This is a genomic window from Photorhabdus sp. HUG-39, assembly GCF_963878365.1.
Classification (GTDB): Bacteria; Pseudomonadota; Gammaproteobacteria; order Enterobacterales; family Enterobacteriaceae; genus Photorhabdus; species Photorhabdus kayaii.
On sequence record NZ_CAWNWY010000002.1, the window covers coordinates 205,425 to 229,303 of the forward strand.

19 protein-coding genes are annotated in these 23,879 nt (G+C 40.7%); 10 read left to right on the forward strand and 9 right to left on the reverse strand.

The annotated features are described in order from the left end of the window. Positions 1–188: 188 nt before the first annotated feature. Complete coding sequence (nagE, locus tag AAC155_RS02735; RefSeq protein WP_113040932.1) at positions 189–1,718, reverse strand: N-acetylglucosamine-specific PTS transporter subunit IIBC; 1,530 nt, start codon at positions 1,716–1,718, stop codon at positions 189–191. A gap of 673 nt (positions 1,719–2,391) precedes the next feature. Here nagE and AAC155_RS02740 point away from each other — a divergent pair. Beyond that, entirely contained in the window at positions 2,392–2,517 is a 126-nt protein-coding gene (locus AAC155_RS02740; RefSeq protein ID WP_262405098.1) for a hypothetical protein, read from the forward strand. A gap of 99 nt (positions 2,518–2,616) precedes the next feature. Further along, complete coding sequence (glnS, locus tag AAC155_RS02745; RefSeq protein ID WP_113040933.1) at positions 2,617–4,278, forward strand: glutamine--tRNA ligase; 1,662 nt, start codon at positions 2,617–2,619, stop codon at positions 4,276–4,278. Positions 4,279–4,483: 205 nt separating this feature from the next. Here glnS and AAC155_RS02750 read toward each other — a convergent pair whose 3' ends face one another. Next, positions 4,484–5,377 (reverse strand): LysR family transcriptional regulator, encoded by an 894-nt coding sequence (locus AAC155_RS02750; protein WP_113040934.1) that lies wholly within the window; start codon positions 5,375–5,377, stop codon positions 4,484–4,486. A 569-nt stretch (positions 5,378–5,946) separates the two neighbouring features. Between AAC155_RS02750 and AAC155_RS02755 the strand changes: the two genes are divergently transcribed. From AAC155_RS02755 to AAC155_RS02780, 6 genes are all read left to right on the forward strand, one after another. Continuing rightward, on the forward strand, positions 5,947–6,711 hold the full coding sequence (locus AAC155_RS02755) for a TenA family transcriptional regulator (RefSeq protein ID WP_158536471.1): 765 nt from the start codon (positions 5,947–5,949) through the stop codon (positions 6,709–6,711). A gap of 495 nt (positions 6,712–7,206) precedes the next feature. After that, complete coding sequence (locus AAC155_RS02760; protein ID WP_113026470.1) at positions 7,207–7,473, forward strand: hypothetical protein; 267 nt, start codon at positions 7,207–7,209, stop codon at positions 7,471–7,473. Between the two features lie 452 nt (positions 7,474–7,925). After that, positions 7,926–9,593: an FAD-dependent oxidoreductase gene (locus AAC155_RS02765; protein ID WP_158536472.1), complete on the forward strand. Its 1,668-nt coding sequence runs from the start codon at positions 7,926–7,928 to the stop codon at positions 9,591–9,593. 58 nt (positions 9,594–9,651) lie between these two features. Then, positions 9,652–9,846, forward strand: a complete 195-nt coding sequence (locus tag AAC155_RS02770) for a hypothetical protein (protein WP_158536473.1) — start codon at positions 9,652–9,654, stop codon at positions 9,844–9,846. Between the two features lie 240 nt (positions 9,847–10,086). Next, a complete protein-coding gene (locus AAC155_RS02775; protein ID WP_113040938.1) occupies positions 10,087–10,536 on the forward strand; it encodes a cupin domain-containing protein in 450 nt (149 codons plus the stop codon). A 696-nt stretch (positions 10,537–11,232) separates the two neighbouring features. Next, entirely contained in the window at positions 11,233–13,905 is a 2,673-nt protein-coding gene (locus AAC155_RS02780) for a beta-N-acetylhexosaminidase (RefSeq protein WP_113040939.1), read from the forward strand. Between the two features lie 81 nt (positions 13,906–13,986). On the opposite strand, the gene fur is transcribed toward AAC155_RS02780, so the two are convergent. The 7 genes from fur to AAC155_RS02815 all read right to left on the reverse strand — a co-directional run bounded on the left by fur (position 13,987) and on the right by AAC155_RS02815 (position 22,696). Next, complete coding sequence (gene fur / locus AAC155_RS02785; protein ID WP_113040940.1) at positions 13,987–14,433, reverse strand: ferric iron uptake transcriptional regulator; 447 nt, start codon at positions 14,431–14,433, stop codon at positions 13,987–13,989. 366 nt (positions 14,434–14,799) lie between these two features. Beyond that, positions 14,800–15,330, reverse strand: a complete 531-nt coding sequence (gene fldA / locus AAC155_RS02790; RefSeq protein ID WP_112878100.1) for a flavodoxin FldA — start codon at positions 15,328–15,330, stop codon at positions 14,800–14,802. Between the two features lie 174 nt (positions 15,331–15,504). Continuing rightward, positions 15,505–15,792, reverse strand: a complete 288-nt coding sequence (gene ybfE, locus AAC155_RS02795) for a LexA regulated protein (protein WP_049583800.1) — start codon at positions 15,790–15,792, stop codon at positions 15,505–15,507. Positions 15,793–15,930: 138 nt separating this feature from the next. Continuing rightward, positions 15,931–16,902, reverse strand: coding sequence for a GlxA family transcriptional regulator (locus tag AAC155_RS02800; protein ID WP_113040941.1), 972 nt, complete (start codon positions 16,900–16,902; stop codon positions 15,931–15,933). A 187-nt stretch (positions 16,903–17,089) separates the two neighbouring features. Then, positions 17,090–19,240 carry a type I secretion system permease/ATPase gene (locus AAC155_RS02805; protein ID WP_113040942.1) on the reverse strand — a complete coding sequence of 717 codons (2,151 nt, stop codon included), beginning with the start codon at positions 19,238–19,240 and terminating at the stop codon, positions 17,090–17,092. Positions 19,241–19,242: 2 nt separating this feature from the next. Next, positions 19,243–20,598 (reverse strand): HlyD family type I secretion periplasmic adaptor subunit, encoded by a 1,356-nt coding sequence (locus AAC155_RS02810; protein WP_113040943.1) that lies wholly within the window; start codon positions 20,596–20,598, stop codon positions 19,243–19,245. Next, positions 20,591–22,696 (reverse strand): peptidase domain-containing ABC transporter, encoded by a 2,106-nt coding sequence (locus tag AAC155_RS02815; RefSeq protein ID WP_113040944.1) that lies wholly within the window; start codon positions 22,694–22,696, stop codon positions 20,591–20,593. Before AAC155_RS02815 ends, AAC155_RS02810 begins: the two co-directional genes overlap by 8 nt. Before the next feature lie 322 nt (positions 22,697–23,018). Here AAC155_RS02815 and rtxH point away from each other — a divergent pair, with 322 nt between their 5' ends. Beyond that, positions 23,019–23,369 (forward strand): protein RtxH, encoded by a 351-nt coding sequence (gene rtxH, locus AAC155_RS02820; RefSeq protein ID WP_113040945.1) that lies wholly within the window; start codon positions 23,019–23,021, stop codon positions 23,367–23,369. Between the two features lie 21 nt (positions 23,370–23,390). Beyond that, positions 23,391–23,852: an RTX toxin-activating lysine-acyltransferase RtxC gene (gene rtxC, locus AAC155_RS02825; RefSeq protein WP_113040946.1), complete on the forward strand. Its 462-nt coding sequence runs from the start codon at positions 23,391–23,393 to the stop codon at positions 23,850–23,852. Positions 23,853–23,879 lie beyond the last annotated feature (27 nt).

Consider the following 23,879-nt stretch of genomic DNA (forward strand, 5'->3'; position numbering starts at 1 on the left):
TAAGCAGAGATATGCTGTACTTCAAAGATATTTTTCATCTTAAAATAAGATGCGAAAAATAGCCAGAAAATTAATAGGAGAAATGAGGGATTTTACTGTTTTTGTCACTTATTAAGTCATCTTATTTTTGCAAGAAAAATAAAAGGGAACGAGAGATGAGTTCCCTTTTAAGTTCGAGGTGTTTTTAACTACGATCTTTTATTTGGTGACCTTTTGTCTGGTCTATCTGAGGGTAGCTGAGTACGTATCTGCCCGGCAATATTTTCTGCCTGGGGTCCCAATACCACTTGAACACTCTGTTTACCTATTTTCAGGACGCCTTTTGCACCTAATTGTTTTAACCGGTGTTCATCCAATTGTGTGTTGTCTTCAACGGTCAAGCGAAGACGGGTAATACAGGCATCTACGGTATGAATATTTTGTGCACCACCAAGAGCGGTAATGTAATGTTGAATTGTTTCGTTGTCTTGGGAGGCGGAAGTCGCTTGGGTTGTTTCTCCAATTTCGCGGCCTGGTGTACGTAAGTTGAAAATACGAATCATGAGGGTGAAGCAAACAAAATACAGCACAAAGAACAAGGCGATTAATGGGATTAACAACCACGGCTTGGTTGCCAGACCCCAGCTCAATACAAGGTCAATTAATCCGGCAGAGAATCCAAAGCCATGCAGAATACCCAATGAATTGACGATAACCATGCTAACACCAGCCAATATTGCATGTAGAACATATAAAGCTGGAGCCAAGAATAGGAATGAGAATTCTATTGGTTCAGTTATACCGGTTAAGAATGTTGTCAAAGCGACGGATAATAGCATCCCGCCGATCTGAGGACGACGTTCCTTTGGTGCTGCAAGATACATTGCCAGCGCAGCACCGGGCAAACCGCCCATAAAGATGGGATAAGCCCAGGCCATATAGATTCCGGCATGTGGATCACCGGCGAAGAAACGGTTCAAGTCGCCGCGGCTCATATCGGTGGCTATTTGGGTAATGGTAGAGCCATCAATACCTGGAACTGCTGCGCCGACGGTCAGAGAACGGACAACATCTGGAGCCAGGCAGATATTATGTACAGAACTGGCTAAGTCATAAGTAATTTTCAGACAGTCACCTAGGCTAAACCAGAAAACAGAATGCAGGATATAGTGCAAACCAAATGGAATGAGAGAGCGGTTAAGCACACCATAAGTAAACCATCCGGCCATGCCGCTCTTTGATACTAAAAGGCTGAAAGTATCAATACCGTGCTGGACATATGGCCATACATAGCCACATATCCATGCAATGAACAGACAAATAATGCCGGTCATGATAGGGACTAATCGCTTACCGGCGAAGAAAGCAAGAAACTCTGGCAGACGTGTATTTGAAAAACGGTTATAACAATGACCGGCAACAATACCTGCGATAATACCTGCGAAAAAAGACATATTGATAGTCGAGTCTATGACTGACGTGGCTTTAGTGAGTACTAAAAAACCGACGACACCTGCCAGCGCGGCAGCGCCAGCATTATCTTTTGCTAAGCCTATCGCGATACCTAATGCAAATAGCAGAGGGAGGTTTTCAAAGATACCACCGCCAGCGCTGGCGATGAAAGGAATATTAAATACGTCGGGTTGACCGAAACGTAGCAAAAGCGCCGCTACGGGAAGCGTGGCAATGGGAAGCATTAATGCTTTTCCCAATCGCTGCAAGTAATTGAATATACCCATAATGCTTACCTTAGTTGTAGGAAGTTTTATTGAAAAAATAGCTCGCTATTAACAACAGCAATACAACTTATTTTTAGTCGAAAAATAATAAAAAGCTACACATAAGTGAGTAATTGTGATCACTGTAGCGATATTGTTTAAAATTGCATAAATTGAGTCATCTGTAGTAAACGGGTTCAAATTTTTAACTGAATTAACTTAATGATTTAATTACGGGAAGATGTTGCCAGGAATTTTGTAAATGGGCGTTTGTATGTGCCCATTGATTTGAGGAATAGTTGAAGTGTTATGATAGACACTCAGAAACGGGTTTTTTTTGCCATATAACTTATTGAAACTTCTTCCCAGGCTTTGCCCATACTATCTTCAAAACATGCTTTTGAAATTAAAGAGCTTATATATTGTAACTGCTGATTAATAGTGAATAGGTTTTTTTCGTATATTGAAATCCATAGGATATAGTGCCAATTATTTATTCTTTAAAATTGGATGATTGTTATTCAGTAATATCTGTTATGATTGAATGAAATATAGGTTAAAAACTGTTTCACTGGTTATTTCATTATCATAACTTATTCAATCCTCCTTTGTTTTCACGGATAATTATACCCTATGGATTTCAAGATGGATCGCGGCGGCAAGGGAGCGAATCCCCGGGAGCATAGATAACGATGTGACCGGGGTGAGTGAGTGCAGCCAACAAAGAGGCAACTTGAAAGATGACGGGTATATAATAAAGCGAGCTGTATTGTTGACATGTGCTACTGTTGAGTGTCTTTTCGCTCCAATTTTGTACTGAATCGTCAATTTACATGAACAAACGGTTGTTTCTCGGCACTGCTTGTTGGATTATATGCGGTTACGTGACGCGTTTTTGGCATTATTGAGGTATAAAACAATGAGTGAGGCAGACGCCCGCCCGACAAACTTTATTCGTCAGATAATTGACGAAGATTTGGCAACTGGTAAACATACATCGGTACATACTCGTTTCCCGCCTGAACCCAATGGTTATCTGCATATTGGTCATGCAAAATCTATCTGTTTGAACTTCGGTGTTGCAAAGGACTATCAGGGGCAGTGTAATCTGCGTTTTGATGATACCAACCCAGTTAAGGAAGATGTTGAATACGTCGATTCTATTAAAAATGATGTTCAGTGGTTAGGTTTTGAGTGGAGTGGCGATATTCGCTACTCTTCTAATTATTTCGATACGCTGTATCAGTATGCTATTGAATTGATCAACAAAGGTCTGGCTTATGTTGATGAATTGAGCCCGGAAGAGATCCGTGAATATCGTGGCACGTTAAAAGAACCGGGTAAAAATAGCCCATATCGTGACCGCAATATTGAAGAAAACTTGGTGTTGTTCGAAAAAATGCGTGCCGGTGAATTTGACGAAGGTAAAGCTTGTCTGCGTGCTAAAATTGATATGGCATCCCCTTTTATTGTGATGCGTGATCCGGTTTTGTACCGGATTAAATTTGCAGAACATCATCAGTGTGGTAACAAATGGTGCATCTACCCAATGTACGATTTTACTCACTGTATTTCTGATGCGCTTGAAGGTATTACACATTCGCTGTGTACGCTGGAGTTTCAGGATAACCGCCGCCTGTACGACTGGGTGCTGGAAAACATCACCATTGATTGTCGTCCACGCCAATATGAATTCTCGCGCTTGAACCTTGAATATACGGTTATGTCTAAGCGTAAGCTGAATCTGCTGGTGGCAGATAAGATTGTTGAAGGTTGGGATGACCCCCGCATGCCAACGATCTCAGGCTTGCGTCGTCGTGGTTATACTGCCGCGTCTATTCGTGAATTCTGTCGTCGTATTGGTGTCACCAAGCAGGATAATAATGTGGAAATGGCGGCATTGGAATCTTGTATCCGTGATGATCTGAACGAAAATGCGCCTCGCGCAATGGCTGTTCTTGATCCGGTTAGATTAGTGATCGAAAACATGCCAGAAGGGGAGCAGATTTTGAATATGCCTAATCATCCGAACAAACCGGAGATGGGTAGCCGTGAAGTGCCATTTAGTCGTGAGATCTATATTGACCGAGCAGATTTTCGTGAAGAAGCGAACCGTCAATATAAGCGTCTGGTATTGGGTAAAGAAGTTCGTCTGCGTAACGCTTATATCATTAAAGCGGAGCGCGTTGAGAAAGATGCTGATGATAATATCACGACAATCTATTGCAGCTACGATGATCAAACGTTGAATAAAGATCCAGCGGATGGTAGGAAAGTGAAAGGTGTCATTCATTGGGTCAGTGCGGTTCATGCGGTTGCTGCTGAATTCCGTCTGTATGATCGTCTGTTCTGCGTACCGAATCCCGGTGCGGAGGATGATTTTCTGGCGACAATCAATCCAGAGTCACTGGTGATCCGTCAGGGCTTTGTTGAGCCAAGTTTAGCTGATGCTAAATCAGAACAAACTTATCAGTTTGAGCGTGAAGGTTATTTCTGTGCTGATAGTTGTCATTCCAGTGCAGAAAATTTGGTATTTAACCGTACCGTTGGCCTGCGTGATACTTGGGCAAAAATTTCTTAGGATTAATTGAGATAATGGACTGTACCTCACAAGTTGGACACTTAATCCAGCATTGAGGTGCAGTTTTTTATGGCTAAATTTATCATTACTAGAGAAGATTGAGTCATGGATAAACGAGGTATCAGAATTACAGAATAAAGTTAAAGAGATTAATTATGTCATTTATATTTAATTACCTAATATAATCAATTTCTTGATAAATATTTTATTTCTCTTTTGGGAATAAATTATCTGCCATGAAATCGACAAAAGCTCTGACTTTAGGTAATACCCAACGGTTAGATGGCCAGAGAACACGGAAGGTGCTTGAAGTACCCGCCCACTTATCCAAGATTGTTAACAATGTACCGTTAGCTAATGCTTGTTTAACGGTAAAATCAGGCAAACAGGCTATGCCGTGGCCTTGAATCGCCATGTGTAGCAGTGTTTCGACATGATTGCTGGTTATCTTTGCTTGAAGATGTATGTCTATTTCGGATCTTCCTAAGCACAGCGGCCATTTCTCTAAAAGGCCGGTAGTGGGAAAACGATGTATCAAGCAGGCGTGGTGTAGTAACTCTCCGGGGTGTGATGGCTTACCATGTTGAGCAAAGTAGCTTGGAGCACCAACATAGACGAAATGGCTGGACCCTATACGTTTATTCATCAGTCGTGAATCGTTGAGTTCTCCAGTGCGAACCACGGCGTCGAAGCCTTCATCGATAACATCAACTAATCGATCACTAAAATCCAGCTCCAGTTCTATCTGTGGGTAACAAGTCGCAAAAGCAGATAATACGGGTAACATCAGGTTACTGAGCAATGGCAAACTCACTCGCAGGCGGCCTTGAGGGGCAGAGATAGAGCTTAATAGCTCATTTTCCGCAGTGGAAATCTCGTCCAAGATGCGTTTGCAGCGCTCAAGGAACAGTGTGCCTTCAGCCGTCAAACTGACACTACGAGTGCTGCGCTGGAGCAGACGTACACCTAATTTTTCTTCTAATCGGGATATGCTTTTGCTAACGGACGAAGGAGAGAGTCCGAGTTGCCTGGCTGCGGTTGCGAAGCTACGAGCTTCGGCGACATGAATGAAGATTATGAATCCACTCAAATTATTCACTTGGGCCTCCTGGGTTTTTTTAGGTTGCGATTGGTGACAAGAAAGTCACTTCAGAAGTGATTGTAGGTCTATTTATCCACTATTAGCGAATCTGTAGTATGAAATAGAATTTATCTTGCTTTAGCTGCTATATAGCGGAAAGCCACACAGATTCAAGGCTGAAAATTCAAATGGCCATGAAAACCAAAATAGACATAGGATCGAGTGTAAATAAAATTTCACTTGTCCTGACTGCTTGTCTTATTGCTGCGTTTATCCCTTTGAATACAGTACATAATGGAAGCACAGTAGAATTGAGTTGGGTCATTAACTTACCTACGGCTTTACAGATCAATCTCTGTTAATAGATTGATAGGGTTGCATAAACATAGAACTAATATTTTTGGCTTGAGAAGCTTGTATATACCCAATGGATTTCAAGATGGATCGCGACGGCAAGGGAGCGAATCCCCGGGAGCATAGATAACCATGTGACTGGGGTGAGTGAGTGCAGCCAACAAAGAGGCAATTTGAAAGATGACGGGTATATCATCTATTCCATCGGTTGAATGTTACTAAAAGGGTTTATTATGGAACTCACTATCAATACTCAAAACGAGCTTAAAGAAGAAACCGGTTACTTTTTATCTCCACTATGGGAAGACGTTTTCTCTAAGGTGTTATTGGAGGAACTCAATTCGAATGTATTTTTGGTCGCTTGCCGCTCTGGTCAGGCGGACCAGAATTTATTAAGAAAGTTTATGATCCAGCACCATTACTATTCACAATATTTCACCCGTTATTTGTGTTCATTGATGGGAGGTTTAGCAGATCAAAAAGATTTTATTCTGCTTTCTCATAATCTGTTGGAAGAGCTAACAGGAACCGATGCAGCAAAGATATCTCATGCAGAGTTATATAAAAAAGCGATGGCGGCTATTAACGCTGTTCCTAAAAGTGACCCGATTCTTAACAGTACTCAACAACTGATTGATGCCATGTTTCGCCACTGCCGCAGTGATGATTCTCTAAGAGGGCTTGCGGCACTGTGTTTAGGTGCTGAAGCGATCGTACCTTTGGTTTATGGCCCAATTTTAGATGCCTTGCAATTAATAAAGGCACCTAATGATGCATTACATTTCTTTAGAATCCATGTTGAAGAGGATGAAGATCATGCGATTGCGATGAGAAAAATTATTGATCGAATGATTGAAGAGAAACCTTACCGAAGGGGGGATGTTATTGCGGTTGGTGAAGAAATGGTGCGTTTTCGCATTGGGATGCTTAATGAACTATATCAAAACAATATCAGGATAAACATAGACGTAACGATGCTTTTATCCGAGTGTGATTGAGATACTTTGTGTGCATAATGACATGTACAGTAAAGGTACTTGATATAGTTTCTGGTGATGAAATATCTGCATAAAGTGTTGGTGGGTATATTTTTGGCAAAATAAGCAATACCAATGATCGTAATCATATATAATGGAATAATTATTGGATTGAACTCGTATGATGTCAAAAATAAAAAAACGAAATTAGTAATTATTGATTCTATTGAATGGAAAGTTAAATTTAGATGTAAATATTGTTGGACAATAAATTATTCAGCTAATATTGGAAAAGGTCGAGAATAAATACTATATTAGAGAATATGTCGTTGTTGTGAATAGTTTCGGTCAAATTTCCTCGATGGCAATAGGTAAAGTTTTGAAACTTAAGTAAGTGATATTTCTCCTAAAATTCTCGATAAATATGAAAGAAATAAAGAATTTCCTGATAGGATTTTAAAAATTGCTAATTATACATCCAGTAATTAGAGTTGATTATGGAGAAGGTAAAATATTGTGAATGGAGGTTTTTATGAAAATACTGTTATCGCAGCTATAAAAAGATTAATTCTTGCTGAATCTCCCGATGTCTCTGAGTTTGAACGCATGGAGTGGTTCTTTAACATTCACAAAGATGTGTTCCCACCAACTTACTTTCAGTCCACCGGTATTTTTACTAAGAATTTAGGATACCTCTTTTTTGGAATTAAGCTACGGCGTAAGAGTTATTGTTTTTATGACAGCATGAGAGAGGAATTATCAGATTATTGTTTATTATATTAAGGAAACGATAAAGAATACCTTGTTTAGTATAGTGTGATATAAGGTAAATGAACTCGTTTCTGTTAAATATGGCGATTTATTTTAAATATTAAAAAATAGTGAAAAATTTGATGTTGTTTTTTTTGAACTTTAATTTTTTATTTATTCTTGAAAGTGACTCTTTTAAAAGGGAAACTTATCATGTGTTTGACGAAACACAATATATAATATATAAGCGTTTCCTTAAAGAAATGAGAAAGTATCACAATTACTCAGGAAAAAGAGTTGTGGAGCTTAACCGCCAGGGAAATGAAACGGTGTTTAGTGAATGATGCATAGAGCATGGCTATAACTATTTTGTTTTATATGAGGAGAGAGGAAAAGGAAATAATTCGCAGATATATAAATTTTTTAATTAATATATTTGGTATGAAATATTTATTGTTATTAATCATTATTAAGGAGAGTATATTTTGACTTCGGAAAATATTTCTGTATTACCAGTTGCTATCGTTGGTGGTGGACCCGTTGGTCTAATGTTGGCTTTATTCCTGGATTTATATGGTGTTCGTTCCGTTATCTTTAATTTGGAGGAAGAGACCCGATGGCAACCTAAAGGCAGTACCCATAGTGCCCGTATTATGGAGCATTTTCGTCGTGTAGGTATATCTCAGCCTATTCGGTCATTAGGTGTGCCAAAAGAGTTCCCTTTGGACGTATCATATTTTACTAAGTTTAATGGATGGGAGCTTGCACGGATTACGTTACCGTCGGAAATGGAGAAAATGTCTATGTGCGAAAATGCGGCTTCGACAAATTCCGTTCCAGAACCAATAATACGTGCAAATCAAATGTATGTTGAAAGGTTTCTACTACAACATGCAAAGAGTCGTCCAAATATCATAATAAGATATGGCTGGCGCGTTAAAGATTTTATCCAATATAAAGATGAAGTAAAACTTTATGCGGAGCATATTGATGGAAAGTATGCTGATGAAGTCTGGCAAGCAGCATATATGGTTGGGTGTGATGGCGGACAGAGCTTTGTTCGATCTAAACTTGGTATAGTTTACGAAGGAACCGTTGAAGCTAAGGCAGGTTTTCTAACGGGTGGAATGGTTTCCAGTTATATCCGTGTTCCCGGAATTCACCAGGGATTATTACGAGACAAAAAATCCTGGATGTATAATATTGTCTCACCTAGGGAAAATATGTTATTTATCTGCCTGGACGGTGAAGATGATTTTTTATTTGTGACCCAGAGTAAGGATGGGAAAGTTATCGATGATTTGGAAGTCGTTCGCATAGCTCAGGCAGGAATAGGTTCAGATATTGAGGTATTAGTCCTTGGCAATACGATATGGAAAGGCGGTGTTGCTCTCGTTGCTGATAAATATTCTGAGGGTAGGGTATATTTAGCAGGAGATTCTATTCACTTATTTGCTCCCACCGGTGGTTTTGGCATGCATACGGGGATCGACGATGCTAGCAATTTAGCTTGGAAAATTGTTGCGTCTATAAATGGTTGGGCAGGTAATGCGTTAATGGATTCTTATGAAAGCGAGCGTCGTCCAATTGCATGGAGAAATACTGCCGTTGCTCGTTCTTATACCCAGCAGACAGCATCACTATATGTGCCTGCAAATTTGGAAGATGCGGATTATGCGGGTGAGCTGGCGCGTGAAAAGATTAATACTGAGCTAAGTCATTTTCGCTGTCAATTTACTTCTATCGGAGTGGAACTTGGTGCCCGATATGATAGTTCTCCTCATATTATTAATAGCGATCCCGTACCGGATGATGATTGGCTTAATTATAAACCAAGTAGTGTACCCGGAGGGAGATTGCCGCACTTATGGCTCACACCTATTCCTGGCACCAGGGTATCTCTGTTCGATATTTTAGGCACTGGATTTAGCTTGCTTCGGGTAGGATCGCATTTTCCCGATATATCTGAATTATTAGCTCAGGCACATCAACGTAAAATTCCGGTCAAGATTATTGATCTTCCCGGCCATGATGCTTGGCAATTATATCAAACTAGGCTCCTTTTAGTGCGTCCTGACCAATATATTGCCTGGAGAGGTGATAGGGTTCCTAGCAACATAGGTTCAATATTGGATAAAATTGTCGGTAGGTAAGTAAAGGGATGATTTTCTGGGATGAAGATATTAACGCTAATGAAATAGGGATCACAATATGATGGTTAAGGCGGATGTTTTTATGGCAGGTAACAGCCCTTTTGGTAATATCTATACCCTATGGATTTCAAGATGCATCGCGACGGCAAGGGAACGAATCCCCGGGAGCATAGATAACTATGTGACCGGGGTGAGTGAGTGCAGCCAACAAAGAGGCAACTTGAAGGATAACGGGTATAGAACGATAATATAGTTCAACCACCACTGTTATTACGCAGAATGATGCAGTTAATATTATAAAAAAACTTATCGGTAATTTTGATGGCACTTCTTGTGCGTTTGTTAGAAATTACGGACATATGACATGGTATTGTTAAGATAATTAGAGAAGATAGGCAGAAATGATAACTAAGATAAAATATGTTGAGTATTATTTCAAGATGGTTAAAAAATACAAATTTTACAATAAACTACAATATTAGAGGTAATTATAGTGAAAAAAACGTTTTTCTCATCTGGAGACTTTGGTAAAGTTCCCGGAGAGTTAATTGAAGATAAGCCTACTCAATTGATTCATGAAAATGTATTGAACTCTGAAGTGAGTCAAGATTTGAATTTCTCAAATGAAAGGCGCCATAAAGTGGCTATGGTTAATTTACCCAGTAAAGTTCTCAGTATGACTCTGGGAGGGTTACAACCTGGACAATCGACCCGTAAACACAGACATAGTTATGAAACCATAATATATATCGTTAATGGGGAGGGGTATTCACTCATTGGTGAACAACATATTTCATGGAAAGCCGGTGATGCGATCTATATTCCTGTATGGGCATGGCATCAACATGTTAATAGTGGTGCTATTGATGAAGTATTCTATATTGCATGTGAGAATGCGCCAATGTTGCAAAACTTAGGTCTTGCTGTTCGTGAAGAGCTTTGAATTTAAGTAAGTGTAGGTTTTATAGATTTGTATTTAAAAACAGATAATGATTTCACCGGGATAGAGGTTATTAGCAGTATCCCGGTGGTTTATATATATTAATTGCATCTCAATGATTGAATTTTTTATTCAGTTAAACTCTGATCATTTAATGATTCTCTATAATAGAAAAACAAATCACAATTGGTAGTTTATTTTTTTAAATATTATCATTGGTAAATAATTTTATATCTATTTTAGTTGGAAAGCATTTGTATTAGTCAATCTATTTTCCAGTATGTTTTTTATATTGTTAATCTTTCGTTTTTGTATTATTTTACATTTTTATATCAATGAGGTATATAACTTTTATCTCGTTCCTTTTTAATGTGTTCTCTGTCATGTTTTACAAAAAAATCCTTTTTTCACTATTGATAATTTGTGGTGCGAAAAATAATCTTTATAGATGTCGATTAGATGATTTTAATTTTATTTCTTAATGTAATGTTTTTTATTTTATAAATCGATTTACATTTTTGGCAGTAATTTTATGGTTATATATGGCGTAAAGATTGGTATTTTTTTCCAAAACGAGAAAGCGATTAAATTCAACGTCATCATGCCGTTTATTGTCTTCTCATGGCTCATTGTTGCTGTTCTTAGTGCTTCTGGGCAGCGGCTTACCTTACATAACGTTTGTGTTTGAAAGAGGTAATAATGAAGAAATTTAAATTGCATACATTAGCAGCACTGACTGCAACAGTTGGACTTATGGGTTCTGTGTATGCTTCCCAAACAGCGCAGCAAGTGGTTGATGCACTGAGTCAATTAAAAGTTAATTATAAGGTCATTGATAATCAGGCGGGAGATCACGGTGTTAACTGCGCAGTGTTGGGGGCTGACTGGGCTAAATGTAATCGAGTGGATATTACTTTAACCAATGGTAATCAGGCGATTGACTCTGTTGACTGGGCGATTTATTTCCATAGTATTCGCCAAGTCCTGAGCGTAGATAATGAACAGTTCAAAGTCACGCGTATCACGGGCGATTTACATAGACTGGAGCCGACCGAAAAATTCACCGGTATTAAAGCTAATGAGCAGGTAAAACTGCCGTTTATTGGAGAATACTGGCAGATTTACAGCACTGATTTTCTACCTCGCTGGTATGCAACGTCGGGTGATGCGAAACCTAAAGTGCTTGTTAGTACAGATACAGAAGATCTAAGTCAATTCTTATCTGCTTTCACCGGTGATCAATGGAAACGCACACAGACAGATAACAATATTTTGATGACACCTGAAAATCGTTATATGAAGAATTTGCAGGTCAAAAAGGTTGGATCAAAAAAGTTGCGTGGGCAAATTATCCCGACACCAAAAGAGGTTCAGATTTTTACCGGGGATGCTGATTTATCTGGCGGGGTAAGGCTGGAATTAGGTGGTTTAAATGACGAGGCAGTTATTCTTGTCAGAAAACGTTTTACTGATCAAGGAATTAAATTAGAGAATAGTGGCTATCTCGTTGCGACCCAGATTGTCTCTTCAGATTTTACTGGTGATTTGCAGGTTAAAGGAGCTTACCGTCTAAATATTACCCAACATGGGGCACAAATTGTTGCTTTTGACCAATCAGGAGTGTTTTACGGTCTTCAATCTCTGTTGTCATTAATTCCTGTTGATGGCGATAGGAAGATTGCTACTTTGACGGCAAAAGATGCGCCCCGCTTTGAGTATCGTGGGGTTCTCCTTGATGTAGGGCGTAATTTCCACAGTAAACAGGCTGTTCTGCGTTTGCTCGACCAAATGGCAAGTTACAAGCTGAATAAATTCCATATTCATCTGTCTGATGATGAAGGTTGGCGTTTGGAAATTCCTGGATTACCTGAGTTGACGGAAGTTGGCAGCCAGCGGTGTCATGATTTAAGTGAAACTAAATGTTTGTTACCACAACTGGGTTCAGGCCCCGATAACAACATGGGTAGCGGATATTTCAGCCGTCAAGATTACATTGATATTTTGAAATATGCCAAAGCCCGTTATATCGACGTTATTCCTGAAATTGATATGCCAGCCCATGCTCGTGCCGCTGTTGTTTCTATGGAAGCCCGCTATAAGAAATTAATCGCTCAGGGAAATGTGAAAGGGGCGAATGAATATCGTTTGCTGGACCCAACAGATACCACCAGAGCAACATCTGTTCAGCTCTATGATCGTCGCAGTTATTTGAACCCGTGTATGGATTCTTCAAAACGGTTTGTTGAGAAAGTCATTGGTGAAATTGCCGCTATGCATAAAGCAGCAGGCTCACCATTGGAGACTTGGCATTTCGGGGGAGATGAAGCGAAGAATATCCGTTTGGGAGACGGATTCCAGGATAAAAATGGTCCTATCGTACCGGGTAAGGGCATTATTGATAAAAATGCGGAAGATAAACCATGGGCTAAGTCTCAGATTTGTCAGAAGTTGATAGAACAGGGGGTTGTGAAAGACATTGATCATCTTGCCAGCGACTTTGCAATTGAAGTGAGCAAAATTGTGAATGCTAATGGCATCGAAAGGATGCAGGCGTGGCAGGATGGTTTTAAACATGTTGGCAGCGCTAAAGATTTTGCCACCAAACGCGTTGGGGTGAATTTCTGGGACGCTCTCTACGATGGCGGCTTTGATTCAGTCAATGATTGGGCGAATAAGGGCTATGAAGTGGTGATATCTAGCCCAGATTATATTTATCTGGATATGCCATATGAAGTTCATCCACAGGAGCGTGGCTATTATTGGGCGGCTCGTTTTAACGATGAAGCTAAGATCTTTAGTTTTGCACCCAATAACATACCTCAAAATGCTGAAACTTCCGTTGACCGTGATGGTAATGCATTCCGTGCGAAAAGTGATAAACCGTGGCCGGGCGCTTATGGGCTTTCAGGTCAAGGATGGAGTGAAACGGTTCGGACTGATGAACAGATGGAATATATGATTTATCCGCGCTTGTTACCGCTGGCGGAACGGGCATGGCACCGGGCCAGTTGGGAGCTGGATTATGTTCCGGGCCAGGTATATCAGCGTGGAGAAACGTATAAAGTCGATATAGATGCGCTTAATCGTGACTGGACCCGGTTCGCTAACCTGATAGGGCAACGTGAGCTTAGTAAACTGGATAAAGCCGGCATTGCTTACCGTCTACCGGTGCCGGGGGCTAAGGTAAAACGTGGCATTTTGCGGGCTAATGTTGCTCTGCCTGGGTTGGTAATCCAGTATTCGACGGATGGCGGTCGTCACTGGGAAGTTTATAATAACCATAAACGTCCAAGAGTGAGGGGTGATGTGTTGATCCGTTCTGTCAGCCCGGATGGTAAACGTTATAGTCGAATTGATAACGTAAAGGCATGATAATGTTGTAGCAAGAGGGGAACCCTGATGGGTTCCTCTCTCCTCTCTAGGTAGATAAAAAATTAGTGGTTCAGGCGTGAATTATTTCTCGTCATGTGCGCTACTATCTTCGCGGCAATTACCGGCAGAGCAGTGACCATATAAATAAAGACTGTGGTTTGAAAGCTTAATCCCATAACGGTCAGCAATGTTCTTCTGGCGTTTTTCGATATATTTGTCACTGAATTCAATGACCTTACCACAGTCCAGGCAGATTAAATGGTCGTGGTGGTGTTGTTGAGTGAGTTCAAAAACCGATTTGCCACCCTCAAAGTTATGGCGGGTGACAATACCGGCATCATCAAACTGATTCAACACGCGGTAGACAGTAGCAAGTCCAATCTCTTCACCGTTATCAATCAGTTTCTTGTAGAGATCTTCCGCACTGACATGGTGGTATTCAGGCTCCTGTAACACTTCCAATATTTTCAGACGAGGAAGTGTAACTTTAAGTCCAGCATCTTTTAATGCCTTATTGTTGTCGGTCATGCGGATTCAGTCCTGTTACTCAGTAAAGTGAACTTAGTGATACTTCAAAAAGTACCAGTTAGTTATCAGATTATGATTATAGGCATGGCTAATGAAAATGAAAACCACGTTAACCTTAACTTTCATTACACATTTTGCCAGAATAATCGTTTATAAAACGCAGGAATAACCTTACTATTTATCATGCTTAGGCTGTTTTTTGCCATTCTTCGTAATAAAAAGCGGATTTAAGCAGTGTTCTGACAAAAGTAATAGCCTTTGAATGCGATCCCACAGGGCGAGTGAAGCGAGTCACTTCTCAACCTACCGTGGGTTCACTATTGATAAGAAATGGCCTGCACCAATTACGCTTACTGGGATAGGCCGCTATCCTGCAAGAATTTCTGACAAACTCAGCTCTTCGTAGATCTGTTTAGTCCAGGCATTAACACGCTCTTCTGTTAATTCTGGTTGGCGGTCTTCATCAATAGCAAGCCCAATAAAATGGCTATCATCAGCCAGACCTTTTGATTCTTCGAAGTGATAGCCCTCGGTTGACCAATGACCAACAATAATGGCGCCGCGGGGTTCAATAATGTCACGGATAGTTCCCATAGCATCGCAGAAATATTCCGCGTAATCTTCCTGATCACCACAACCAAAAAGGGCGACCAACTTCCCTTCAAAATCGATCTCTTCCAGAGTAGGAAAGAAATCATCCCAGTCACACTGTGCTTCACCGTAGTACCAGGTCGGGATGCCGAGCAGCAGAATATCGAACTGTTCGATATCTTCTTTGCTGCTCTTGGCAATATCATGAACTTCTGCAATGTCGGAACCCAGAATTTTTTGGATCTTTTTGGCAATATTTTCTGTGTTGCCGGTATCGCTGCCAAAAAATATACCTATAATTGCCATAGGATAATATAACCTCTTGTTTTATTTGTGTATTTCTGTATGAGATATACGTATAAAATGTTAAAAATCAGTAGAAAAGGTTCTGATTGTATTAATAAAAAAACAAAATCCTATTCTGACTAAACAGTCAGGACAATTCTGTCAAATTTGTGTGATTTCGTGCCTTCAATGCTATCAAGTCGTGATGTTACTTTCTGCTAACTGGGCCAGCAAAATTTGCTCGATGAGTTCACTGCGGCTGATGTTGCGTTGCTGTGCAAGAAAGTTAAGCGCATCTACTGCATCAGCATTTATTTTCAGCTCCACACGACGCAGACCGCGCACCTTATCACGGCGAAGTTGGTTACGCTTGTTGACTCTGAGTTGTTCATCCCTGGAAAGTGGGTTGGTTTTTGGGCGCCCCGGTCTGCGTTCATTTGCGAACAAATCCAGAGTGGTGCGATCCATTTGTTCTTTTGCCATAAATTCAATTAGTAAAGGGCGTATACCATAAAATATAGCACGCCATGATACCCCAGCTTCTAGTGTATCGCTACTGCCTGACAAAGATAAAAACGGCGTCATTGCTTATCTGTAAAGGATTGTGGTTGAGTTTCCGTTTTAGCGGTGTTGGTATTTTCTACGGTACTCTATTGGTGTTAACCCATTAAGTTTCTTGAATAACTCTCTGAAATAGCGAGTATCTTCATAGCCAACTTCATGGCTGATTTCTTCTATGGTCTTATTCGATTTTTCCAACCGGCATTTCGCCAGAGATAGTCGAATCTGTTGGATATATTGAATAGGTGTCTGGCCGGTTGCAGTCTTAAAGCGCCGCTTCATCTGTCTTTCACACAGATGAATTTTATCGGCCAAATTGCCAACTGATAATCTGTCTGATGGGGCAGAATGCATCCAGTCTTGTAGTTTGTGGATTAATGTATCTGAATGTTGGCGATAGGGTACAAAACTTGCGAGAGTATGAGAGGGGAGACCTTCCATATTATGACCAAATATGAACTGACTACAGGTTTCCCTAGTATTTTGACCATATATCTGTTCAATAATATGCATCATGACATCGTTGTATTCATAGGTGCCAGAAGTACAAAAAATATTGTTATCGCTGGTGACTTTTATTTCTGAATGTAACTGTACTTGCGGAAACATGTCCTTGAATAATTTGGTAAATAGCCAGTGTGTGGTGGCTTTGCGGTTATTGAGTAAATTAGCTTTAGCCAGTATAAAAGAACCTGTACAAACGGAGACGATAGGAACATTTTTTTCTCCCATCATCTGGAGCCAATCTAAGGTTTCTTGAGTACAAAGATCGAAATCGCAATAAGGGGCCCCAATTGAACCCACCAGGACAATATCTGTTTGTTTTATTTCTCCTATGAGTTTATTAGGTTTTAGCCGAATACCCCCCATCCCGACAGCATCCTGATTATCCTGTGTGACAATATTGATTTCTGGCTCCGGCGCTCCGGCTAAACGAGCAGCAGTGGTTAAAATTTCTATTGGGCCAGTAATAGAAGTCAGAGATCCTCCTGAAAATACTAACACGCTTAAAGAAACTGGATTCCTGTCCATAAGAATTCTCCAACTTAAAAATTAAGATGTATCAAGATATTTCATTGCCTAACATCTTAATAACTTATTGTAACAATTTAAATAAGTTAATTACATTGAATTATTTTTTTTGAACAAATAAGTAAAATAAAAAATAATTTCAGCCAAAACTTATTCCGTCTTTGTTTAGAGTTGGCTGAATTGTCATTTAATTTTCGCCAACTTGTTGATGCCACAGATGCGCGTATAAGCCGCCTTGCTGGAGCAATTGGTCATGCGAGCCAAATTCGATAATTTGTCCCTGATCTAACACACAGATTTTATCCGCGTGGCGAATTGTATTGAGCCTATGAGCAATGCTGATCACTGTTCTGTTACGGCATATTTCGTCCATATTTGCCATGATTGCCGCTTCGGATTCATAGTCCAATGCTGAGGTGGCTTCATCAAGGATCAGAATAGTTGGGTTGACCAGGAGCGCTCTTGCTAATGCGATTCTCTGTCTTTGACCACCTGAAAGATTGACTCCTTTTTCCCCAACTGGATGCGCAAAACCGTGAGGGAAGGATTGAATAAATTCAATGGCCCCCGCTAACTCAGCGGCACGATAGACTTCTGCATCTGTTGCGTTGGGCTTACACAGCCGAATGTTATCGGTGATACTGCCAGAAAACAGGATACTTTCCTGGAGCACAACACTCATATTGCGGCGTAAAGAGACGGGATCAGCAATAGCCAAATCCATGCCATCAATCAAAACTTGTCCATGTTGAGGTATGTACAACCTTTGTAGCAAACGGGTGAGAGTACTTTTACCTGAACCGGACGGTCCAGTTATACCAATAAATTGACCCGATTTTATCAATAATGACAGGTTCGCCAGAACTTCTGGCGTGTCGTCATGGTAGCGGAAGCGAATATTTTTGAATTCAATTTGGCCTTCCAGCTCAGGTACAGAAGCTAATCCCTGTTTACTGTTTTCCATTGGCTCATCGAGAATATCCCCCACACGTTTCAAGGCGATTAACGTATGCTGAAAATCCTGCCAAACCTGTGCGAGCCGGAGGATAGGTTGCGTGACATGTCCGGCCAGCATATTGAAGGCGATAAGTTGCCCCGGAGTCAGTTCACCGCGTAAGACTTCTGTCACCCCCCACCATAGGAGGATCGCGGCGGTAAATTTCTGGACAAAATCGATTCCCTGTCCTGCGATTAAACCGCTTTTCTGTGCCGCGAAGCTTTTAGTCAACTGCTGGCTGAGAATACGTTGCCACTGATGTAAGAAACGGTTTTCAGTCGCGGTGGTTTTGATGGTTTCAATCCCAGTGACGGCTTCAGTCAGAAAGCTTGTTGCATTTGCATCGGTTTCATATTCTGCTTCTACTTTGCGGCGAATAACCGGCCCGGCGATTACCCAGAATACGAAGTAAACAAAAAGTGAGCCAATAACAATCCAGGTTAGTATCCAGGCGTAATAAAACATGATGCCAATAAACATGATGACGAAAATTAAATCCAGCAACAGCATCAGGGTAGAACCTGTCAGAAACTGGCGGATTTGAGACATCTCTCTGACTCTGGCAATGATCTGCCCTGTTTGCCGTTGCTTAAAATATTGCAGCGGCAATCCTGCCAGATGACGATACAGTCGGCCGGAGAGCTCAGAATTTATCTGGCTTGCCATGTGCCCAAACACGGTGTTGCGCATAAAGCTATACAAGGGTTCGGCAAGGGCGATAGCTAGCATGGCTATACCTAATACATGCAGGCTAGATAAACTTCGTCCTACTAATACCTTATCGATGATGTTTTCAAATAAGATCGGACTGGTCAGGGCAAATAACTGGAGAACTATGGCAAACAAAAACAGATCTCTTATCTGATTTTTCTGCCGGAAAATGGAGGGATAAAACCAGCTCAAGCCGAATTTGACATGCTTTTTAGTTAATTCCTGATCTGCGATTAAAAGAATCTTATATACATTCTCTTTATTACCCGTAGATGTAGATAAGGAAAGCGATTGCGTTTGTTCAGTCACAGGATCGAGAATGGTAACATTGTCATTCTCGATTTTAATGAGTACCCACCATTGTTGTTCCAGCTCAATCAATGCCGGTAAGGGTAATGTTGGCCCTGTGTTGACAGTTAATTGCTCAATTTTACTGTGTAGCCCAATAGTGTTGGCGGCTTCACGCAGCTGTAAATCACTCAGATATAAGGAGTCAAAACCCAGGCTGTGCTGAAGTTGATCAACAGTAGCTGACTTATGAAATTGTTTCCCCACATAGACGATGCAATTTAGCGCCTGATTATGAGTGTAGTTACTGGAATCAGTGGCAGAAGAAGGTAATAGGTTCACGATTATTTCTCCCTCAATGCTTCGGATTGATACTCTCTGATAGGGCTCAAGAGATAATCGATAACGCGGCGTTGGTCGGTTTTGATTTCAGCGACGATTGACATACCTGGGGTAATTTCAACCTGGGTATCGTCTATGGCAATGCTATTACTTTTAAGGCTCACTTGAGCGGGAAAGACCAATCCTAACCGTTCATCGGTGGTTGAATCTCTGGATATACTCAGCAGTTCGCCGTCAATCGTGCCGTAACGTGTATAAGGGAAAGCATCTACCTTAACGGTGACTAGTTGGCCTGGATAAACAAACCCGGCGTCTTTGTTTAAAATTTGCACTTCCGCCAACTGCACATTGTCATCAGGGACGATCACCATTAAGTTTTGTGCTGGTTGCAGTACCGCGCCTAATGTATGGACGCTGAGTTGTTGAACTGTTCCTGTAACGGGGGAGCGAATGACTTCAAGTTGCTCCCGTACCTGAGCTTTTGCCAGCTCTTGCTCTAAAACGACCAATTGAACTTCGGCCTGTTTTCTTTTATCAAACCATTCGCGCTCTTTTTGTGTTTTCAGGCTGTTTAAGCGTTCTTCCAGGCTAATATATTGCGATTGCAGAACATGAAGCTCCGCATTTTGTTGGGCAATCAGGCGTTCTGTTTCCAGAAATTCTTTTTCCTGTTCAAGATATTCAACTTTACTGATCACTTGTTTTTGACTTAAGGTTTGACGTGCTTTTAAACGCTGGCTGATATTTTGCCGGAGCTTAGTGAGCGCATTGATATCGCTTTTTCGTGATTGTTGAGAAGAGAGATTGACGTTCATCTCTGCTTTCAGATTTGTTACAACAGCTTCGTATTCTCTTTTCTCCCGGGAATAGTTGTCAGCAACTTGTGTTTGTTGAGATGCCGGCAACGCCTGAAACAGTTCCTGTTCTGTCGGTTCCTGCTCTTTTGTCAAAGCCTGATAACGAATTTTTTCGTGGGCTTGATATTCGATCTGCTTTAATAACCGGATGATATCCTGGTTAACACCGAGTGTATTGAGTGTCAGAAGTGGGGCGTCTTTCTTTACCTGCTGCCCATTCTGAACATGGATAGCGGTTACTCTGCTCTGTTCGTATGCCTGAATTATCTGAGAACGGCCAGAGACAATTAGGCGACCGGTTGCGGTTGCCTGAACATCCAACTTACCCAGATAGGCCCAGAGCAAGGCTATGATAATGCCGATACTGAGCATTATTGCAGTGTAGCGGGCAAAAGGCGACGGTGGTCGTTGTGACAACGCTAAATGTGTCGGTAAAAAGTCATAGTGCCGTGGGCAAGGGCGCAACCAGGTTTTAATTTTATTCTTAAAAGCTTTAATCATGACAAGGCATCTCCTGTTTTAATTCTTGTTGTAACTGCCAGAGCTTCCGGTACTGTCTACCGTGGTTAAGTAGCTGTTCATGGGAGCCTTGTTCGAGAATTTCCCCCTGTTTAAGAACAATGATGCGATCACAATGACGTACAGTTGAAAGGCGGTGTGCGATTGTGATAACCGTTCTGCCTTGGGCAATTTCTGCCATATTGGATTGAATGAGTGATTGTGATTCATCATCAAGCGCACTGGTTGCTTCATCAAGAATGAGAATTTTGGGGTTAGTCAGGAGAGTGCGGGCAATAGCCAGCCGCTGACGTTGACCGCCGGATAAAGATTGTCCGCCTTCTGCGATAGTTGTGTCATATCCCATCGGCAGCTTGAGAATAAATTCATGAGCACCCGCCAGCTTAGCTGCTTTAATCACGGTTTCCAGGTCGGCGTCAGGTTTTGACTGGGCAATATTTTCATATGCCGTTTTGTTAAATAAGAAATTTTCTTGTAAAACCACACCGACTTGCTGTCTGAGTGTTTCAATATTTATATTTTGTAATGGGATTCCATCTAAGGTAATTGCGCCTATTTCTGGGGTATAAAGGCGGAGTAATAAACGAGCCAATGTACTTTTTCCGGAACCAGAGGCACCGATAATACCAATGGTTTCTCCGGCTCTGATATCGAGCGTCAATCCTTTAATCGTTGGTGGAATATCGGGTTGATAGCGAAAAACAACATGGTTAAATGAGACTGCTCCTTGCAGTGTGATTTGCTGCTGGCCGGATTGATGCTCGGTTGGCAGGTTTAACATATCTCCTAACTTATCGACGGCCACCCGTGTTCTGATAAATTGTCCCCATAGTTCCACTAATCTGGCTAATGGTTGGGCCGTGTGATTTACCATCATATTGAAGGCGATCAACTGACCGATGGTCATTTGCAGTGATAAAACCTCTGATGCGCCTAACCAGAGAATTGCCGCACTGGTAACTTTTTGCAGTAGCATAACAATATGGTTTGAGCGATTACCCAGTTGCTGTACTGCATAACTAGTATTGACCATCTTCTCAGTCTGGCTATCCCAACGGCGAACGAATTTGGGCTCTACCGCCAGACTTTTCAGGGTTTCAGCACCAGAAACCGTTTCAGTCAGAAAAGAGGTATTTATTGCTGCATGGGTGAATTGTTGTTCAACCGCTTTTTCCATACGAGGCGTTACCCACCATGCCAAAATGGCATAAAAAGGGAAGGTTGCGAGAAAAACCCAAGTTAGTAGGCCGGATAACAGGCTCATCACGTAGATGAAAATAAACATAAATAGAACATCGACAGATAAGGTGAACATTGAGCCGGTCAGGAACTCTCTAACGGTATCCAGTTCACGCACCCGAGTAACAATAGCGCCCACTTGGCGGGATTTAAAAAAGAGTAAAGGTAGCCCGAACAGATGCCGGACTAGTTTTAATCCCAGTTTGATATCAATGCGGTTTGCGGTGTGAGCGTATTGGTATTCTCGTAATCCACGCAAAATCACCTCGATGATGCCGGCGATGATTAAGCCAAAGACTAATACATCAAGTGTTGATAGCGCTTGATGGATTAAGACCTTATCCATTACCACTTGAATAACCAAGGGAGAAATTAGCGCAAGAATCTGTAACACAAAGGAAAATAACAGTATCTCACATAGATTTTTCTTTTGTGCCAGAAATTCTGGAATAAACCAACGGATGTTAAATTTAGCTTGTTTCTGTTTTATTTTAATCCATTTTCCATTCCACTCTTTTATCAGCCTTTCTTCGGACCATATTTCAGGATTTTCTTTATCAACCCTCTGTATTAGTGAGCTTTCTTTATTCGATTTGGCTAAAACAAAGGGTAGGCCATTATTATCAAACAAGATTGCGGGTAGAAGTATATTATGGTGCTTTTTGCCTACGGAATTTTTACTTGAAATCGATAAATTAAATTTTTCCTCTATATTACTTATAGATGAATAATAACAATTAGATTTTTTTAATTTATCAATGTCAGTGATGTTTTCTTTTCTATTATATATCATCAATATTAATTTTAATGATGCTATGGTCAATTTCTCAATTTTATTCATGAAAAAATATCTTTAAAATCCACAAAATATGAATTAAAACAAATGGTTATATTAATTTTGTGTAGCATTTAAGTGTTGCTTATTATCTTATATTTATTGTCATTATCGATGTGGGTAAATGGGACTATATATGTGGGGTAAAAGGACTTTTTGGGTGTAAATGTTGATTTTGAGTTTTTTCTCTATATTATTTCATTGGTTTTTTTACTCTTAATGTATTTATAGATATAAAAATTCAAGATACCCGTGAATCAAATGTCTTTTTTGTTGTAAACATTGTATAACTTCATTAATAAATTGTTTATTTTTGGTAAATAAAAATATGTCTGAAAAATTCGTACAAACCATCTCTAGTGTTAATTATAATAAAGGGATTTTTTCTCTTTATTTCGTTGGTCAAGAACCTAATCGTATGGCGAATGGGATAATGGCAGAAAATGATAATGAACTTGAATTAAAGCAAGTTATCCATATGCCAGCATCGGGATTTATGTATATGGTTTCGATGGTTAAAAATATGTTGGAAGATCCACGAATGGCGGCTGAATTTGACAAATTGGTTGCAGCCGGGTTTTTACCTGCGCCACAAGTGGCTGAAGAGCAAATTGCATCGGAATCTATAGCGGAAGAACCTGCTAACGCTAAAAAACGCCTATCTAAAAATACAAAATAAGATCTCATGGTTGATTAGCGGATGGCGATTATACATCAACCAGTGAAACTGAATAACGCAGAAATTCAAGCAATGATTGGAGGAGTAATGCTGCTGAGTCAGCATTCTCCTCTGCATCGGAGATACCTGGTGTCCGAGTGGCAACAGCGTATCTTGCCTTCATTTGAGTTGAATCAGTTTTGCTATTACGAAGATGAACACGGGCACCCAATCGCCTTTTGTAATTGGGCTTTTTTATCTGAGCAGAATCGAGATGAGCTTCTTTCGGGAGAAAGAGAGCTTATCCACACAGACTGGCGCTCAGGTCCACATATCTTTTTTCCCGAAATGATTGCTCCTTTTGGTCACGGTCGTGAAGTTGCCAAGGATTTGCGCCGCCGTGTCTTTTTGCCGTGGAAAGGCCAGAAAGCTTGTACTGTCCGCGGGAAGCTGGATGTTCAAAATAACCGCTGTATTCGTCAGGTACAGTGGTTTTTTGTTTAATTTTTGTATGATTTAAAGGGATTTTTG

Bases quoted from the DNA above. Each gene is read 5' to 3' on its own strand.
- nagE (WP_113040932.1), bottom strand. From the start codon at position 1,718: ATGGGTATATTCAATTACTTGCAGCGATTGGGAAAAGCATTAATGCTT.
- glnS (WP_113040933.1), top strand. From the start codon at position 2,617: ATGAGTGAGGCAGACGCCCGCCCGACAAACTTTATTCGTCAGATAATT.
- AAC155_RS02755 (WP_158536471.1), top strand. From the start codon at position 5,947: ATGGAACTCACTATCAATACTCAAAACGAGCTTAAAGAAGAAACCGGT.
- AAC155_RS02770 (WP_158536473.1), top strand. From the start codon at position 9,652: ATGATGGTTAAGGCGGATGTTTTTATGGCAGGTAACAGCCCTTTTGGT.
- AAC155_RS02780 (WP_113040939.1), top strand. From the start codon at position 11,233: ATGAAGAAATTTAAATTGCATACATTAGCAGCACTGACTGCAACAGTT.
- fur (WP_113040940.1), bottom strand. From the start codon at position 14,433: ATGACCGACAACAATAAGGCATTAAAAGATGCTGGACTTAAAGTTACA.
- fldA (WP_112878100.1), bottom strand. From the start codon at position 15,330: ATGGCAATTATAGGTATATTTTTTGGCAGCGATACCGGCAACACAGAA.
- ybfE (WP_049583800.1), bottom strand. From the start codon at position 15,792: ATGGCAAAAGAACAAATGGATCGCACCACTCTGGATTTGTTCGCAAAT.
- AAC155_RS02800 (WP_113040941.1), bottom strand. From the start codon at position 16,902: ATGGACAGGAATCCAGTTTCTTTAAGCGTGTTAGTATTTTCAGGAGGA.
- AAC155_RS02810 (WP_113040943.1), bottom strand. From the start codon at position 20,598: ATGATTAAAGCTTTTAAGAATAAAATTAAAACCTGGTTGCGCCCTTGC.
- AAC155_RS02815 (WP_113040944.1), bottom strand. From the start codon at position 22,696: ATGAATAAAATTGAGAAATTGACCATAGCATCATTAAAATTAATATTG.
- rtxH (WP_113040945.1), top strand. From the start codon at position 23,019: ATGTCTGAAAAATTCGTACAAACCATCTCTAGTGTTAATTATAATAAA.
- rtxC (WP_113040946.1), top strand. From the start codon at position 23,391: ATGGCGATTATACATCAACCAGTGAAACTGAATAACGCAGAAATTCAA.